We start from the raw sequence: 15808 nt of genomic DNA on the forward strand, positions 1-15808 counted from the left end.
ATTGCCGGGGGGGGGGGGGGGGGCCGGGCGGGGGGGGGGGGCCCCCCCCCCCGCCTCGTCGCGCTGCCGCCCGGCCGCCGCGCGCGATCGGGACGGCACCGCCGGAACGGCTCGCGCATCGATCGGATAACGCCCTTCGGGAGCGGGCCCGGTGTCGGGGAGGATGCCGGTGCGCCCGCCGCGGGGGCGCGCGGCCGTCGCGGCCCCCGGGAAAGCACGGACCCGCGTCCCGTGGGTTCGCGGTGGCAGGACGCCGGCCGAGGTCCCAGCATGGAAAGGATGGTCGTGGTGATTTCCGCGCCACGCAGGCGCAGGTCGCCGCCGTGGTTCGGGACGGAGACGAGGCGCGCCCTCGTCGCCGGTGCGGCGGTCGCGGGGCTGGCGCTCCTCGCGGGCTGGCCGTACTGGCGCGACCATCCGGCCGCCGCCGCGATCACGCTGGTCAGCTGCGCCGCCATCGCCGTGGTGGGCGTGCTGCTCGCGACCGGGCCGCGCACCCGCCGCACCGGGCTGCTGTTCGCGGCCGCGTCGGTGTTCTGGGCGGTCAACTGGGCCGCGAGCTGGGACGCGACCGTCGGGCCCATCATGTCGCCCTACGCCCAGGCCGACTTCTACCTCGCGCTCGCCGTCGGCGTCCTGCTCTACCCCGGCGGGCGGCTGGAGTACCTGGGTGACCGGATCTGGACGGTCATGGCGTGCGTGGTCCTGTGGGGCTGCCCCACCGCGCTGTGGGTCACGTCCGAGCCGGAGTGGGCCGCGTTCCGGGGCGAGTCGGTGTGGTGGCCCGCCCTCTACCCCGACCTGGAGGTCTTCAAGGTCGTCCTGCAGGTCTCCGCCGCGCTCTACCTCCTCCTCGCCCTCTCGTTCGCCGTCGTCCTGCTGCTGCGGCTGCCGCGGATGGGCCGGTTGCGGCGCCTCCTCGCCCTGCCCGTGACGGTCGCGATCGGGTTCGTCGGCGTCTCGGCGGCGTTCACGCAGAAGCCGATCATGGAGGCGTCGATCCCGCTGGACGACCTGCTGCACGTCTACGTGGTCCAGGGCGCGGTCGTCGTGCTCGTCCCGCTGACGCTGCTCGCGTCCGGGCTGCGGGTCCGTCTCGCGGAGCTGACCGTCGCGGGACGGATGCTCCGGCTGACCGCCCCGGTGTCGGTGGAACGGGTCCGCGACGCGCTGCGCGACGTCCTGCACGACCCGACCCTGGAGCTCTGGTTCTGGGCGCCGACGGAGGGCACCTATGTCGACACCGCCGGGCGCCCCGTCGACCTGGACCCGGACACCGGCGGCGCGGACGACGGCCCGGCGGACGACGCTCCGGCGGGCGACGGCGGGCGCTGGCGGCACCGGGTGCGCGGCGCCGCCGGGGCACCGCTCGCCGTCGTCGAGCTCGGCGGCGCGCTGCGCGACCACGGCTCCCTCGTGGAGGCCGCGCTCGTCGCGGGCGGCCGGGCACTGGAGACCGCGCAGCTCCAGGCCGGCGTGCACGCGGGCCTCGAACAGGTCAGGGCCGCCTACCGGCGCCTCGTGCGGGCCGAGACCGCCGAGCGCGCGCGGCTCGCCCGCGACCTGCACGACGGCGCGCAGCAGCGGCTGCTGGCGCTCGGCGCGATGCTCGGCACGCTGGAGGCCGTCACCGGCGACCCGGCGGTCAAGGAGCACGCCCGCGCCTGCCGCGCCGAGCTGAAGGAGGCCCTCGCGCAGCTGCGGGCGCTGGCCCGGGAGGTGCAGCCGGCGCTGCTCGTCCAGGACGGCCTCGGCCCGGCGCTGGAGGTCGTCGCCGAGCGGCTCGGCACCCGCGTCGCGCTCGACGTCACGCCGCGCCGCTTCTCCCGCGAGATCGAGTCCACGCTTTACTCCGCGCTGTGCGAGACGCTGTCGTACGCTGTCGAGCGCGCGTGTGCCACCCGGGTCTTCGTACGGGTCGGCGAGGAGGACGGGCGGGTGGTGGCCGAGGTGGGGCTCGACGGCGCCCGCCCCGGTGACCCCGCCGATGATCCCGCCGCCGACCTGGCCGGTCCCTCCGGCCGGATCAGGGCGCTGCGCGGAGAGATGGAAGTCGGCGGCGGCCCCCGCGCGGGCATGACGGTAAGGATGGACCTGCCATGCGAGTAGCCGTGGCGGAGGACAGCGGAATCTTCCGGCAGGCTCTGGTCACCCTTCTCACCACGGTCGGGATCGAGGTGGTGGTGTCCGCGGCCTCCGGCGAGGAGCTGCTGGCGCACGTCGCCGACGACCCGCCCGACGTCGCCATCGTCGACCTGCACATGCCGCCCACGTTCACCAACGAGGGCGTCGTCGCGGCGCGCCGGCTCCTGGAGCGCCATCCCGGCCTCGGCGTCCTGGTCCTGTCGGCCTTCAATGAGACCCCGCAGGCGATGGAGCTGTTCCGCGGCAGGCCGCGCGGCGTCGGATACCTGCTGAAGGACCACGTCACGGACGTGGAGAACCTGCGCTCGGCGCTGGAGCGGGTCATCCGCGGCGAGGTCGTCATCGACCCCGACGTGGTGACCAGGCTAGTCGAGGCGCGGCACCGCGAGCAGGAGCTGTCCCGGCTGTCGGGGCGCGAGCGGGAGGTCCTGGAGCTGATGGCGGAGGGGCACTCCAACGCCGGCATCGGCAGGCGGCTGCACCTGTCCGCCCGGACGGTCGAGGACCATGTGCGGGCCATCTTCGCCAAGCTCAAGATCACCACGCCGGGCGGGCCGCCCGGACCCCAGGACAGCAACAAGCGCGTGCTCGCCGTCCTGACCTGGCTGCGCGCCGCCGAGACCCGCTGACCGGAACCGGACACCCCGGCGCGTGGCCGTCGCCGCCACCCGCGTCCCGCGCATCGATCGGGTAACAGGCCCTCGCGCCGAACGACGGCGGTGGGGAAAACTGCCTGTGCGAGTCCGGTCGCGTCAGGTGACCCCGGTGGTGGCCCCCGCACGCCACCGCGAGGCACCACGGGCCCGTGCACGGGCTCGTGACGCGGCCGTTCCCGGCACGTTCCCATGCTCCCGGCGCCGCCCTGCGCGCACATCCGGGAAACCCCCCTTCCGGGGCGGTGGTTTCCCGGGACGACAACGGAAGGATCGCGGTGAGGCCCGTCCTCCGGTGGCCGCCGTGGCTCGGCGCACGGGTCCGCCGTGCCCTGGCCGCGGGCGCGGCGGTCGCGGGCGCGGCGCTGGCCTGCGGCTGGCCGCACTGGCGCGCCCAGCCCGCCGCCGCCGCGGTCACCCTGGTCTGCTGCGGCGGGTTCGCCGTCGCGGGCGGGCTGTTCGCGGCGGGGCGGACCGGCCGGCGCACCGGCGCGGCGTTCGTCGCCGCCGCCGCGGCGTGGGCCGTCACCTGGGCGGCGGCCTGGAACACCGGCGCGGCGCCGCTGGTGTCGGTGTTCGCGCAGTCGGTGTTCTTCGCCGCGATCGGCGTCGGCGTCCTGCTGTACCCGGCCGGGCGGCTGGAGGGCGCCGCCGCGAGGCTGTGGACCGCCGCCGCCGTCGTGATCATGGTCGGCGGGCAGGCGCTGCTGTGCGCGGTCTCCCGGCCGGCCTGGAACGGCTTCGCGGCGTCGGTGGCGTGGCCGGCGCTGCGTCCCGAGCACGAGGTGTTCCACGGCGTCCAGCGGGGACTGGCCGCCGCGATGACCCTGCTCGCCGGTGCCCTCGTGGTGATCCTGGTGGCCCGCCTGCCGCGCACGGGGCGGCTGGACCGCGCGCTCACCGTCCCCGTCGCGATCGCCGTGACGTTCGGCGTCTCCGGCGCCCTGGTGGTGCAGAGCACGCTCATCGGCAGCGACGCGGAGCTCGCGGACGTCCTGGACGTCTACCTCTTCCAGGGCGTCTTCGCCACGGTGCTGCCGCTGGCGTTCCTCGGCACCGCGCTGCGCGCCCGGCTGGCCGAGCTGACCGTCGCCGAGCGGATGCAGCGCCTGCTCGTCGGCCCCCTCTCGGTGGCGCGCGTCCGCGACGCGCTCCGCACCGTCCTCGGCGACGACGCCCTGGACCTGTGGATGTGGGCGGACGGCGGCTACGTCGACGTCGACGGCCGCCGCATGCGCGCCGCGCCCGCCGGAGGCGCCGCGGGACGCCGGCGGCACCGGGTCCGCACGTCCGGCGGCGAGCCCCTCGCCATCGTCGACCTCGACGCCGCGCTCGGCGACCACGAGCCGCTCGTCGAGGCGGCGCTGGTCGCGGGCGGCCGCGCGCTGGAGACCGTGCGCCTCCAGGCCGCCGCGCAGGCCAATCTGGAACGGGCGCGCGAGGCGCGCGAGCGTCTGGTGCGCATCCAGGCGGCCGAGCGCGAGCGGCTCGCCGCCGACCTGAAGCACAGCGCGCAGCAGCGGCTCCACGCCCTGGAGGAGATGCTCGCCCGGCTGGAGGACGCGGCGGCCGACCCGCGCGCCCGCGAGCATGCCCGGACCTGCCGTCGCGAGCTGGCCGAGGCGGTCGCCGAGCTGGAGGCCCTGGCCCGGGGCATGCACCCGGCGATCCTCGCCGACGCGGGGCTGGGCCCGGCGATGGAGCTGGTCGCGGCCCGCACGGCCGTCCCCGTCCATCTCGACATGCCCGCGGGCCGGTTCCCGCCCGAGATCGAGTCGACCCTCTACTTCGCGCTCTGCGAGGCCCTCACCAACGCCGTCAAGCACGCCCGGGCCGACGCGATCCACCTGGCCGTCCGCCCGGGGCCGGACGGGATCGCCGCCGAGGTGCGCGACGACGGCGTCGGCGGCGCCGCCCCGGACCCGGGCGGCGGCCTGGCGGGCCTCACCGACCGCGTCCGCGCGCTGCGCGGCCAGGTCACCGTCGAGAGCCCGCCGGGCGAGGGCACCACGGTCCGCATCGTCCTGCCGTCCGGAGGCGCCGCCTGACCCGGCGGGCGTGCCGCGCGGTCAGGCGGGGGCGTTGCGGACGATCGGCAGGAGGTAGCGGCGGGCGAAGTCGCGCGCGCCCGCGTCGTCGAGGGGGATGTGCCCGTCCGGGGTGAGGACGAGGGAGTGCGTGAGGCGGACCAGGATCTCCGCGACGACCTCGGGGTCGACGTCCGCCGGGGCGGCGCCGAGGCGCTGCGCGGTGCGCAGCCGGCCGGCGAGGTAGCCGCGGGCGGCGGCGAGCAGGGGCCCGGCCCTGACCGTGGCGTGCGGCAGGAACAGCTCGGGCTCGACGACCATGAGGCGGGTCATCAGCCGCTGCTCGCGGCTGATGCGCAGGGCGACGGCGAACCCCTCGACGAGCCGCTCCTCCAGGGTGGGCAGCGCCGCGACGGCCTCGTCCAGTTCGGCGAAGAAGCGACGCGCCTCCCGCAGCAGCACGCCGGTGAGGAGGTCGCCCTTGGTCGGGAAGCGGCGGTAGATCGTGGCGCGGCCGAGGCCGGACTCGCGCGCGACGTCGTCCATGGTGGTGCGGCGCGGCCCGTAGGTCTCGAAGGACCGCAGGGCGGCGTCCAGGATGCGGTCGGTCCGCGGCTCGCTCTGCGGGCCGCCGGTGAGCAGGCTCCGCAGGAGTTCGTCGTCGCTCGTCATCGTGCGGCCGACTCTAGCCGCCGCGCGCCCGCCCGGCCGAGCGGACGGCGCGGGCGGCGACGGGGGAGAGGCGCAGCGGGGCCGGGGCCGCGGTGTGGGCGAGCCGCACGCCGCGCGCGAAGACCTCGAAGCGGCGCTGGTCGGACGCCGTCCAGCGGAGGCCGAACCGTGCGCGGAGGACGGGTGGGAGCGCGGCGATGCCGGTCGCGCGCAGCAGCCGCGTCGGCGGGAGCGCGATCCCCGTCCAGGCGGCCTTCGGCAGCGGCCACGACGGGGGCGGCGGCAGCGGCTCGCGGTCGAGCCGCATGAGGAGCTCGACGGTCGCGTTGCGTTCGAGCCGGTCCTGGACCATGCCGTCGAAGTAGGCGCGGAAGGCGGCCGGGCCGTCCGGCAGGTGGCGTCCGGTGATGCCGAGGGCGAGCGCGAGGTCGCGCCATTCCCGGAACAGCGTCGCCTCCTCGACCGGGCCGGCGGGGCGGCCGAACAGCTCCCGCGTCCGCAGCATGCCGTGGTAGAGCGTCGCGTGGACCCAGAGGTAGGCCTCGGGGTTCAGCGCGTGGTAGCGGCGCCCGTCGGCGTCGACTCCCTTGATGTCCTTGTGGACCTCCCGGAGCCGCGCCGCCTCCTTCCGGCCGCGCTCCTCGCCCCGGTAGCCGAGGAAGTCGAACGTCGACTCCAGGGTGCGCGTGAGGCGGCCCCAGCGGTCGCCGAGGAACTCGGAGTGGTCCGCGACTCCCGCGCCCACCACGGGGTGCGCGACCTGGAGCAGCAGGGTGGATCTGCTCGTGAACACGCCGCGCCAGTCACCCGCGTACCGCCAGGTCAGCGAGGACGGGCCGGGGATCGCGCCCGCCGGTCGCGTGTCCGCGGGGGCGGGGGGCGGGGAGTCGGGGCGTCGCATGGGCCCTCGCCGGTGGTGAGACGATGATACGAATCTCGTATCACCGTATAAGGGCGGGGGCAAGGGCCCGGGGCGCGGACGGCGGGTTCAGCGTGCGGAGAGAGCGTCGAGGGCCTGCTCGGTGGTCGGGTGGGCGATGAGGTGCCGGTCCAGGCCGCTGCGTTCGATGATCGTGCGGAACCGGCGCTCCGGACGGGCCAGGACGAGCTCGCCCCCGGCCCCGTGGGCGGCCTTCCACAGGGTGATCATCGCGTTCAGTCCCGAGGAGTCGCAGAAGCTCACCTCGCCCACGTCCAGGACGATCAGCGGCGGACCGCTCATGGCCCGCATGTCGGCCAGGACGTGCTCGCGCAGCGCGTCGGCCGTCAGGATCGTGAGCTCTCCCTCCGCCTCGACCAGCAGGCAGGGCCCGCGGACGTCGCTGCGGACCCGCAACGGATCGATGGGGGTTCCCTCCGGCGTCTCGCCGGCTCCGATGGACATGACGATCACCTCCCGTAGTCACAAGATTGCGCAAGACTGCGGAGTACCCATGAAAGGGGAGGTCATGCGGGTTCCCGGGCGGACCTGCCGGCGCCCGCCCGGGAAACCCCCGAGGGCGAAGGTCAGGCGACGTCGCGGCGGCGGAACGCGGCCAGTCCGGCCGCCGCCAGGACGGCCGCCACCGCGGTCAGCGCGAGGAGCGGGAGCGGGTCGGCGCCGCCGCCGGGCAGCTTCGGGGTGTGGGTGAAGGGGGACAGGTCCATCACCGCCTGCGGGAGGCCGAGCAGCGGCCCCACCTGGCCGAGGAGCAGGAAGGCCGCGAGGACGCCCCATGCGGCGGACGCCGCGCGGGGGAGCGCCCCGAACAGCAGCATCGCGGCCGCGGCGACGACCCAGACCGACGGGAGCTGGGCCAGCGCCGCGCCGAGCTGGCGGGGGAGCTGACCGGCCAGGTCGCCCGATCGGCCGCCGTGGACCAGGCCCACGGCCAGCCCGGTGGCGGTGAGCATGACCACCGTCCCCGCGACGGTGCCGGCCAGGGCGGCGACGGCCCAGCGGGTCCGGCCGACGGCGGTCGCGAGGACGGGCTCCAGGCGCCCGCCGCTCTCCTCCGCGCGCAGCCGCAGGACGCTCTGCACCGCGTAGGCGGCGGTGAACAGCGCCATGAGACCCATGGCCGTGGCGAGGAACGCGTCCGCGACGTCCTGCTGGCCCCCCATCTTGCGGATGTCGTTCAGGACGGCGTCGCTTCCGTTGACCAGATCGCCGACGCCGTCCGCGACGCCGCCGATGGCCAGCCCGTACACCAGGAACCCGGTGGCCCAGCCGAGCAGCGTCCCGCGCTGGAGCCGCCACCACAGGGTGAACGGGCCGCGCAGGGACGGCGGGGCGTGCGCGGGGCCGAGGGACGGCGCGAGGATCCCGGCGCCGAGGTCGCGGCGCTCGGTCAGCAGGTAGGCGGCGGCGACCAGCAGCGCGAACGCGGCGAGAGGGAGCAGCAGGACGGCCCACTGCTCGTCCGCGCACGGGCGGAGGCGCTGCGCCCAGCCGATCGGCGACAGCCACGACAGCCAGTGCGCCGAGCCCGCGTCGGCCACGGCGCGCAGCAGGTAGGCCGCGCCGAGGACGGCGAGCGCCAGCCCGTTGGCCAGGCGCGAGGTCTCGGCGAGCTGGGCGGTGAGCGCCGCGACGCCCGAGAACACCAGCCCGGCGCCGAACCAGGACAGCCCGAACGCGACCGAGCCGGCCGCCGGCAACCCGAACAGGATCATGACGAGCGCGGCCGCGGCGGCCAGGGTCCCGGCGGCGGTCACGGCGGTCAGGAGCGCCGCGGTGAGCGGCGCGCGGCGCCCGACGGCGGCGGCGCCGACCAGCTCCAGCCGGCCGGCCTCCTCCTCGGCCCGCGTGTGCCGGACGACGAGCAGGACGCACATCACCGCGGTGAACGCGGCGCCGGTCGCGCCGACCCGCCACGCGCTGAGCCCCGCGACGCTGCCGTCGTTCAGGACGGGCCCGTAGAGCGCCCGCGTGGACGGGTTGTCGTTGATGCCGCGCGCGAAGCCCGCGAGCGCCGAGGGCGTGTCGTACTCGTGCTTGAGGCTGTAGACGGTGCTGGAGACGAGCGCGGTGAGCCCGTAGATCCAGGCGGGCATCATGACGCGGTCGCGGCGCAGCCAGCTCTTCAGCAGCATGCCGGTGCCGGTGAGGCCGCCGTCGCGGCCGGCGGCCCGCGCCGGGGCGCGCAGGGTCGTGGCGGTCATCTGGCGGTCTCCCTGGCGAGGTCGTCCTCGTAGTGGCGCAGGAACAGCTCTTCGAGCGTGGGCGGCCGGCTCGACAGGGTCCGCACGCCGATCCGGGTGAGCTCCTTGAGCGCGGCGTCCAGCTCGGGAGTGTCGACCTCGAACGTGATGGTGTTGCCGTCGATGCGGACGTCGTGCGCCCCCGGCAGCGGGACGCCGTCCGGGGCCGCGGCGAGTTCGGCGTGGATGGAGGTGCGCGTCAGGTGCCGCAGCTCGTCGAGCGTGCCGGTCTCGACCGTCCGGCCCTTGCGGATGATGGTGACGCGGTCGCAGAGCGCCTCGACCTCGCTGAGGATGTGGCTGGACAGCAGGACGGTGCGCCCGTCGCGCCTCTCCTCCCGCACGCACTCCTGGAAGACCTCCTCCATGAGCGGGTCGAGGCCGGAGGTCGGCTCGTCGAGGATGAGCAGCTCCGCGTCGGACGCGAACGCCGCGACGAGGGCGACCTTCTGCCGGTTGCCCTTGGAGTAGGCGCGGCCCTTCTTCTTCGGGTCGAGCTCGAAGCGGTCGAGGAGCTCGTCCCGCCGGTTCCCGTCGAGCCCGCCGCGCAGCCGCCCGAGCAGGTCGATGACCTCGCCGCCGGACAGGTTCGGCCACAGCGTGACGTCGCCCGGGACGTAGGCGATGCGGCGGTGCAGGGCGGTGGCGTCGCGCCACGGGTCGCCGCCGAGCAGGCTCGCGTCCCCGGAGTCGGCGCGCATCAGCCCGAGCAGGACGCGGATGGTCGTGGACTTCCCGGCGCCGTTGGGGCCGAGGAACCCGTGCACCTCGCCGGTCGCCACGCGCAGGTCGAGGCCGTCGAGCGCGCGCGTCGGGCCGAACGTCTTGACCAGGCCCTCGGCCCGGACCACGTCATTCATCGTCGTCTCCCTTGAGACCGGCCTCGTACTGGTCCATCGCCGCGTGGGCGCGGGCGACGGTCTCCCGTTCGAGCAGGCGGTCGTCGAAGATCTCCAGGACCGCGCGGCGCAGCCGCAGCGACCCCTCGGGGGTGAAGGTGTCGGCGCCGAGGACCCGGCTGAGGTGCTGGTGCAGCACCTCGATCCCCGTCGTCATCGCGACGATCGCGGCGGCGTAGGCCCGCGCGTCGCGGGTGGTGGGCGCGAAGGTTCCGGGCGGCGGATCCGCCATGTACCGCTCGGTCACCGCGACCAGGTCGTCGAACATGCGGGCCGCCGCCGCCGAGCCGTCGACGAGCGCGCGTGCCAGGTAGCGCCGCACGGGAAGGTCGGCCTGGACGGCCGCGGCCAGGAAACCGGGGTCGCCCATCGCCCGGCCGGCCGACGTCGAGCTGAGGTCGCGGACCGTGTCGAGCGCGTAGGCGTCGCACGCCTCGCGCAGTTCCTCCTTCGAGCCGAAGTGGTGCTGGACGAGCCCCACCGAGACCCCGGCGGCCTCGGCGATCCCGCGGAACGTCGCGCCCTTCATGCCGTGCTCGGCGAACTGCAGCAGCGCCACGTCACGGATCTTGGCCCGCGCCGTCAGGTCCTCGGGCGCCGGGCCCGCGGCGGTCCTCGCCATTCTCGTCTCCAATACAGATGTCCGGCTTCCAATATGCATGTATACCATACGTCTGTATTGGCGACGGGTGCGAGAGGGTGCGGCGGGGATTGAGGGAGTGAGTTAGCTTAGGCTAGCCTTACTTCGTGGTTTCCCCCGCGCGAGAACGCCCGCCGAAATCCCCGGAACGGCAGGGGCCGTCGCGCGGCGCGCAGCCGTGCGGGACGGCCCTGCTCGCGGCGGCGCTGCTGCTGACGGTCGCGGCCAGCCTCGCGATCGGCGCCGGTGACGTCCCGATCGCGGACGTGCTTCCCGGGGTGTTCTCCCCGGACGACGGCTCCCGGGCGCAGCTGATCGTCCACGAGCTGCGGCTGCCGCGGACCCTCCTCGGCGTCGCCGTCGGCATGGCGCTCGGGCTGGCGGGCGCGGTGATGCAGGCGCTCACCCGCAACCCGCTCGCCGAACCGGGGCTGCTCGGCGTGAACGGCGGCGCGGCCCTCGCGGTCGTCCTCGTCATCGCCGCGTTCCGCGTCGACGACCTGCTCGTCTACGTGTGGGCCGCGTTCGCCGGGGCGGCGGGCGCGGCGGTCCTCGTCCACCTGATCGGCGCCCGGGGCCGCGGCGGCGCCTCCCCGGCGCGGCTGGTGCTCGCCGGGGCGGCCGTGAACGCCGTCTTCAGCGCGATGACGGCCGGCGTGATGCTCTTCACCCCGCGCACGTTCGGCGGCTTCCGGTTCTGGCAGGTCGGTTCGCTCGGCGGCCGCGACATGCCGGTCTTCCTGCGCGTCCTGCCGTTCATCGTCGCCGGGACGCTGCTGGCGCTGGCGCTCGCCCGCCCGCTGAACGCCCTCGGCCTCGGCGACGACGCGGGCCGCGCCCTCGGCTCCAGCCCCGGCCGGACGAGGGCGCTCGGGGCCCTCGCGGTGGTGCTGCTGTGCGGGGCCGCGACGGCGGCGGCCGGGCCCGTCACCTTCCTCGGGCTGGCCGTCCCCTTCGTCGTCCGGACGGCGGTCGGCCCGGACCAGCGGCTCGTCCTGCCCTACTCGCTGCTCCTGGCGCCCGTCCTGCTGCTCGGCGCCGACATCCTCGGCCGCGTCGTCGCGCCCGGAGAGCTGGAGACCGGCATCGTCACCGCGTTCCTCGGGGCGCCGCTGTTCGCGGTGATGGTCCGCAGGGGGAGGACGCGCGACCTATGAGAGTCATCCGTGCGGCCGGGGCGTCGCTGCGATGGGAGCCGCGTACGGCGGCGGTCTGCGGCGTGCTGGCGGCGGTCGCCGCCTGCGCGGCCGTCCTCGTGGTCGGCTCCGGCGAGTTCCCCATCGCGCCGCCGGACGTGGTGCGCGTCCTGCTCGGCAGGGGCGACCAGGCCACCGAGTTCATCGTCACGACCCTGCGCCTGCCCCGCGCCGTCACCGGCCTGCTCGCCGGTCTGGCGCTCGGCCTGTCCGGGGCGATCTTCCAGAGCATCTCCCGCAACCCCCTCGGCAGCCCCGACCTCATCGGCTTCACGACCGGGTCGGCGACCGGCGCGCTGCTGCAGATCCTGGTGTTCGGCGGCGGCGCGGTCGCGATCACCGCCAGTTCGGTCGCGGGCGCGGTGCTGACCGCGCTCGCGGTGTACCTGGTGGCCTACCGCCGGGGCGGCGGCGTGCACGGCGTCCGGCTGGTGCTGATCGGCGTCGCGGCGGCGGCGATGCTGGAGGCGCTCAACTCCTACCTCATCACCCGCGCCGAACTGCGCGACGCCTACGAGGCCGCGTTCTGGCTGACCGGCAGCCTCAACGGAAGGGACTGGAGCCAGGCCGTCCCGCTCGCGCTCGCGCTGGCCGTGCTCGTCCCCGCGGCGCTGCTGCCGGCCCGGTCGCTCGGCATGGGCGAGCTCGGCGACGACGCCGCGCGGGCGCTCGGCGTGCCCGTCCAGCGGACGCGGGCGCTGCTGACGGTCGCCGGGGTGGGGCTCGTCGCGGCGGCGACCGCGGCGGCCGGGCCCGTCCCGTTCGTGGCGCTCGCCGCGCCGCAGCTCGCCCGGCGGCTGACCCGCCGCCCCGGCGCGCAGCTGCTGCCCGCCGCGCTGACCGGGGCCGCGCTGCTGGCGAGCGCGGACCTCGTCGCGCTGCACCTGCCGGTCGCGGTGCCGGTCGGCGTCGTCACCGGCGTCCTCGGCGGCGTGTACCTGGCGTGGCTGCTGTCGGTGCCCGGTCGGCGTTGACGGAGCGGATCACCGCAATTAGGTTAGCCTTACCTAATTTGAAGGGAGTTCCGTGCTGACCTGGGATGAGCTCCACGCCGCGCTGGCCGAGGTGCTGGGCGAGCGCGCGGAGGCGGACGACAACCTCATCGAGCTGGGCATGGACTCGATCCGGCTCATGCAGCTCACCGGGCGGCTCCGGCGCGAGGGCATCGAGATCCGCTTCGCCGAGCTGGCCGAACGTCCGACGCTCGCCGGGTGGTGGGACCTGCTCGCCGAGAAGGGCCAGGTGGAGGCCTCGGCCCGGCCCGCCCCGGAGGCAGGCGAGCCCGCCGCCGAATCCGGCGAGCCCTTCCCGCTGGCGCTGATGCAGCACGCGTACTGGATCGGCCGCGACTCCGGCCAGGAACTCGGCTCCGTCGCCGCCCACCTGTACGTCGAGCTGGACGGGCGCGCGATCGACCCGTCCCGTTTCGAGGCGGCCGTGGGCGCGCTCGTGCGGCGGCACCCGATGCTGCGCGCCACCATCCGCGACGACGGGACGCAGCAGATTCTGCCCGAACGTCCCGGGCCGCTCGTCACCGTCCACGACCTGTGCTCGCCGGACGACCCGGGCGCCGAGCTGGAGCGCGTCCGGGACGAGATGTCGCGGCAGCGGCTCCCCATCGAGGACGGCCGCGTCTTCGACGCCCGGCTCAGCCTCCTCCCGGGCGGCGCCGCGCGCCTCCACCTGGACGTCGACATGGTCGCCGCCGACGCGATGAGCTACCGCGTCATGCTGGCCGACCTCGCCGCGCTGTACGAGGGCGAGGCGCTCGCGCCGATCCGCTACGGCTACGCCCGGTACCTCGCCGACGACCCCCGCGCGCAGGCCCGCGCCGCCGACCGCCGCTGGTGGGCCGACCGGCTCGCCGACCTCCCCGGACCGCCCGAGCTGCCGGTCGTCCCCCGGCCGGGGAACCGTGTCGAGCGCAGGCACCACTGGCTGCCACCGGACGGCAAGGACCGCTTCATCGCGCGCGCCCACGCCGAGGGCGTCACCCCCGCCATGGCGCTCGCGGCGGTGTTCGCCGAGGTGATCGGCGCCTGGTCGGCGACGCCGCGGTTCCTGCTGAACCTGCCGCTGTTCCACCGCGAGCCCGTCCACCCCGACGTCGACAAGGTCGTCGGCGACTTCACCGGGTCCATCATGCTGGAGGCCGACCTCACCGAGGACCTTCCGTTCGTCGCCCGCGCCCGCGCCCTCCAGGCGAACCTGCACACCGCCGGCGCGCACAGCGACTACTCGGGGCTGGAGGTGCTGCGCGACCTGTCGCGGCTGCGCGGGGAGCAGGTGCTCGCCCCGATCGTCTACACGAGCGCCCTCAACCTCGGCGAGCTGTTCGGCGACCGCGTCCGCGAGCTGTTCGGCGAACCCGGCTGGATCATCTCGCAGGGCCCGCAGGTGCTGCTGGACGCGCAGGTGACCGAGGTGTCCGGCGGCCTGCTGCTGAACTGGGACGTGCGCCTGCCCGCGTTCCCGGACGGCGTCGCGGAGGCGATGTTCGACGCCTACACCGCCGCGGTCACCCGGCTCGGCGCGCCCGGCGCCGCCTGGGACACGCCCCTCGCCATCGCCGCCACGCCCGCGCAGCTCCGCGTCAGGCACGGGCTGAACGCCACGCCCGCCCCACCGGCGCGCACGCTGACCGAGGGCTTCTTCGATCACGCCGCGCGCCGTCCGGGCGCCCCGGCCCTGCACTGGGGCGACGACGGGACGATGACCTACGGCGAGCTCGCCGGCCGCGCCCTGCGCATCGCGTCGGCGCTGGCGGCCGAAGGGGTCCGCCCCGGCGACCGGGTGTCGATCGAACTGCCGAAGGGGCCCGACCAGGCCGCCGCCGTGCTCGGCGTGCTGGCGACCGGCGCCGCCTACGTCCCGATCGGCCCCGAGCAGCCGGAGGCGCGGCGCGCGAGGATCCGCGCGAGCGCGGGCGTCGCCGCCTCGCTCACCCCGGGCGGCGTCGCCGAGGCCGATCCGCTGCCCGGGCCGCTCGCGGTGCGGCCCGACCAGGTCGCCTACGTGCTGTTCACCTCCGGTTCGACCGGGGAGCCCAAGGGCGTGGAGGTCTCGCACGGCGCGGCGATGAACACGATCGGCGACCTGGTCGAGCGATTCGCGATCGGCGAGGACGACGTCACCTTCGCCGTCTCGGCGCTCGACTTCGACCTGTCGGTGTTCGACCTGTTCGCCGCCTGGCACGCGGGCGGCGCGGTCGTCGTTCCGGGCGAGGACGAGCGGCGCGACGCAGCCCGGTGGGGCGAGCTGGTGCGGCGCTGGTCGGTGACCGTCCTGAACTGCGTCCCGTCCGTCCTGGAGATGCTGCTGCGCGCGGGCCGGGCGGAGAGCCTGCGGCTCGTCCTGCTCGGCGGCGACTGGGTGGGGACGCACCTGCCCGGGCTGCTGCGGGAGAACGCGCCGGGCTGCCGCTTCGCGGCGCTCGGCGGCACGACCGAGACGGCGATCCACTCCACGGTGCAGGAGGTCGCGGGCGACGTACCGGCCGACTGGCACGCCGTCCCGTACGGGGTGCCGCTGCGCGGGGTCGCGTGCCGGGTGGTGGACGAGCTGGGCCGCGACCGCCCCGACTGGGTCACCGGCGAGCTGTGGATCGGCGGCGCCGGTGTCGCGGACGGCTACGTCGGCGACCCGTCACGGACCGCCGACCGGTTCGTTCTCCGGGAGGGCACGCGCTGGTACCGGACCGGCGACCTGGCCCGCTACCGCCCCGATGGGACCATCGAGTTCCTGGGCCGCCGCGACCACCAGGTCAAGGTGCGCGGATTCCGGATCGAGCTCGGCGAGGTCGAGGCCGCGCTCCGCGACCATCCCGCCGTGGAGCGCGCCGTCGCGCTCCTGGCCGGCGGCCGGCTCGCCGCCGCCGTGGCGGCGCCCACTGGCACCGACCGGGACGCCGTGCTCGCCCGCGTCCGCGACCTGCTGCCCCCGCACATGGTCCCGGAACTGCTCGTGCGCGTGGACGGGCTGCCGCTCACCGCGAACGGCAAGGTGGACCGCAAGGCCCTCACGGACCTCGCCGCGGCCGAGGCCGGTGAGGCGACCGTTGTTCACGCCGAGCCCGAAACGTCACTGGAGAAGGTGCTGGCCCGGATCGCCGCCGAGGTGCTGGGGAGGGAACGCGTCGGCGCGGACGCCGACTTCTTCGCCCTCGGCGGCGACTCCGTCCTCGCGACCACCGTGCTCGCGCGGCTGCGCGAGGCCCTCGACACGACGGCGCTGCCCGTCCGCGTCCTGTTCGCCGAGCGGACGGTCGCGCGGATCTGCCGCCGCTTCACCGAGCTGGAGGAGACGCCGGGACGCCTGGAATCCGTCGCCGCCATCTGGCTGGAGGTCGAGGCCATGACCGAGGAGGAGCTGACCGCGCGCCTCGGGTGAGCCG

12 protein-coding genes are annotated in these 15808 nt (G+C 75.7%); 6 read left to right on the forward strand and 6 right to left on the reverse strand.

All coding sequences use genetic code 11. The features are described from left to right. Positions 1-288: 288 nt before the first annotated feature. From AB0C84_RS37055 to AB0C84_RS37065, 3 genes are all read left to right on the forward strand, one after another. The gene (locus AB0C84_RS37055) at positions 289-2109 is read left to right on the forward strand and encodes a histidine kinase (RefSeq protein ID WP_361075326.1); all 1821 of its coding nucleotides are present in this window, start codon (positions 289-291) and stop codon (positions 2107-2109) included. Beyond that, a complete protein-coding gene (locus AB0C84_RS37060) occupies positions 2100-2774 on the forward strand; it encodes a response regulator transcription factor (protein WP_258943080.1) in 675 nt (224 codons plus the stop codon). Before AB0C84_RS37055 ends, AB0C84_RS37060 begins: the two co-directional genes overlap by 10 nt. Before the next feature lie 302 nt (positions 2775-3076). After that, positions 3077-4846, forward strand: a complete 1770-nt coding sequence (locus tag AB0C84_RS37065) for an ATP-binding protein (RefSeq protein ID WP_361075328.1) — start codon at positions 3077-3079, stop codon at positions 4844-4846. A 21-nt stretch (positions 4847-4867) separates the two neighbouring features. Here AB0C84_RS37065 and AB0C84_RS37070 read toward each other — a convergent pair whose 3' ends face one another. The 6 genes from AB0C84_RS37070 to AB0C84_RS37095 form a co-directional block, all read right to left on the reverse strand. Then, complete coding sequence (locus AB0C84_RS37070) at positions 4868-5497, reverse strand: TetR/AcrR family transcriptional regulator (RefSeq protein WP_179848583.1); 630 nt, start codon at positions 5495-5497, stop codon at positions 4868-4870. 13 nt (positions 5498-5510) lie between these two features. Continuing rightward, positions 5511-6398 (reverse strand): oxygenase MpaB family protein, encoded by an 888-nt coding sequence (locus AB0C84_RS37075; RefSeq protein WP_361075330.1) that lies wholly within the window; start codon positions 6396-6398, stop codon positions 5511-5513. Between the two features lie 87 nt (positions 6399-6485). Beyond that, positions 6486-6881, reverse strand: a complete 396-nt coding sequence (locus AB0C84_RS37080; protein ID WP_179848584.1) for an STAS domain-containing protein — start codon at positions 6879-6881, stop codon at positions 6486-6488. A 122-nt stretch (positions 6882-7003) separates the two neighbouring features. Beyond that, positions 7004-8641: an ABC transporter permease gene (locus tag AB0C84_RS37085; protein WP_361075332.1), complete on the reverse strand. Its 1638-nt coding sequence runs from the start codon at positions 8639-8641 to the stop codon at positions 7004-7006. Continuing rightward, a complete protein-coding gene (locus AB0C84_RS37090; RefSeq protein ID WP_179848586.1) occupies positions 8638-9540 on the reverse strand; it encodes an ABC transporter ATP-binding protein in 903 nt (300 codons plus the stop codon). Before AB0C84_RS37090 ends, AB0C84_RS37085 begins: the two co-directional genes overlap by 4 nt. Then, a complete protein-coding gene (locus AB0C84_RS37095; RefSeq protein WP_361075334.1) occupies positions 9533-10201 on the reverse strand; it encodes a TetR family transcriptional regulator in 669 nt (222 codons plus the stop codon). The genes AB0C84_RS37090 and AB0C84_RS37095 overlap by 8 nt, the downstream gene beginning before the upstream one ends. A gap of 125 nt (positions 10202-10326) precedes the next feature. Between AB0C84_RS37095 and AB0C84_RS37100 the strand changes: the two genes are divergently transcribed. Genes AB0C84_RS37100 through AB0C84_RS37110 form a run of 3 tightly spaced genes read left to right on the forward strand, consistent with a single transcriptional unit; the run spans position 10327 to position 15804 of the window. Continuing rightward, on the forward strand, positions 10327-11376 hold the full coding sequence (locus AB0C84_RS37100) for an iron chelate uptake ABC transporter family permease subunit (RefSeq protein ID WP_361075336.1): 1050 nt from the start codon (positions 10327-10329) through the stop codon (positions 11374-11376). Next, on the forward strand, positions 11373-12389 hold the full coding sequence (locus AB0C84_RS37105; protein ID WP_361075338.1) for an iron chelate uptake ABC transporter family permease subunit: 1017 nt from the start codon (positions 11373-11375) through the stop codon (positions 12387-12389). Before AB0C84_RS37100 ends, AB0C84_RS37105 begins: the two co-directional genes overlap by 4 nt. Positions 12390-12441: 52 nt before the next feature. After that, positions 12442-15804, forward strand: a complete 3363-nt coding sequence (locus tag AB0C84_RS37110) for an amino acid adenylation domain-containing protein (protein ID WP_361075340.1) — start codon at positions 12442-12444, stop codon at positions 15802-15804. Positions 15805-15808: the final 4 nt, after the last annotated feature.

Origin of the sequence: Actinomadura sp. NPDC048955, assembly GCF_040649435.1 — a bacterium.
Classification (GTDB): domain Bacteria; phylum Actinomycetota; class Actinomycetes; order Streptosporangiales; family Streptosporangiaceae; genus Spirillospora; species Spirillospora luteofluorescens.

Coding starts and splice junctions, on each gene's coding strand:
- AB0C84_RS37060 (WP_258943080.1), top strand. CDS start 2,100: ATGCGAGTAGCCGTGGCGGAGGACAGCGGAATCTTCCGGCAGGCTCTG.
- AB0C84_RS37070 (WP_179848583.1), bottom strand. CDS start 5,497: ATGACGAGCGACGACGAACTCCTGCGGAGCCTGCTCACCGGCGGCCCG.
- AB0C84_RS37075 (WP_361075330.1), bottom strand. CDS start 6,398: ATGCGACGCCCCGACTCCCCGCCCCCCGCCCCCGCGGACACGCGACCG.
- AB0C84_RS37080 (WP_179848584.1), bottom strand. CDS start 6,881: ATGTCCATCGGAGCCGGCGAGACGCCGGAGGGAACCCCCATCGATCCG.
- AB0C84_RS37085 (WP_361075332.1), bottom strand. CDS start 8,641: ATGACCGCCACGACCCTGCGCGCCCCGGCGCGGGCCGCCGGCCGCGAC.
- AB0C84_RS37090 (WP_179848586.1), bottom strand. CDS start 9,540: ATGAATGACGTGGTCCGGGCCGAGGGCCTGGTCAAGACGTTCGGCCCG.
- AB0C84_RS37095 (WP_361075334.1), bottom strand. CDS start 10,201: ATGGCGAGGACCGCCGCGGGCCCGGCGCCCGAGGACCTGACGGCGCGG.
- AB0C84_RS37105 (WP_361075338.1), top strand. CDS start 11,373: ATGAGAGTCATCCGTGCGGCCGGGGCGTCGCTGCGATGGGAGCCGCGT.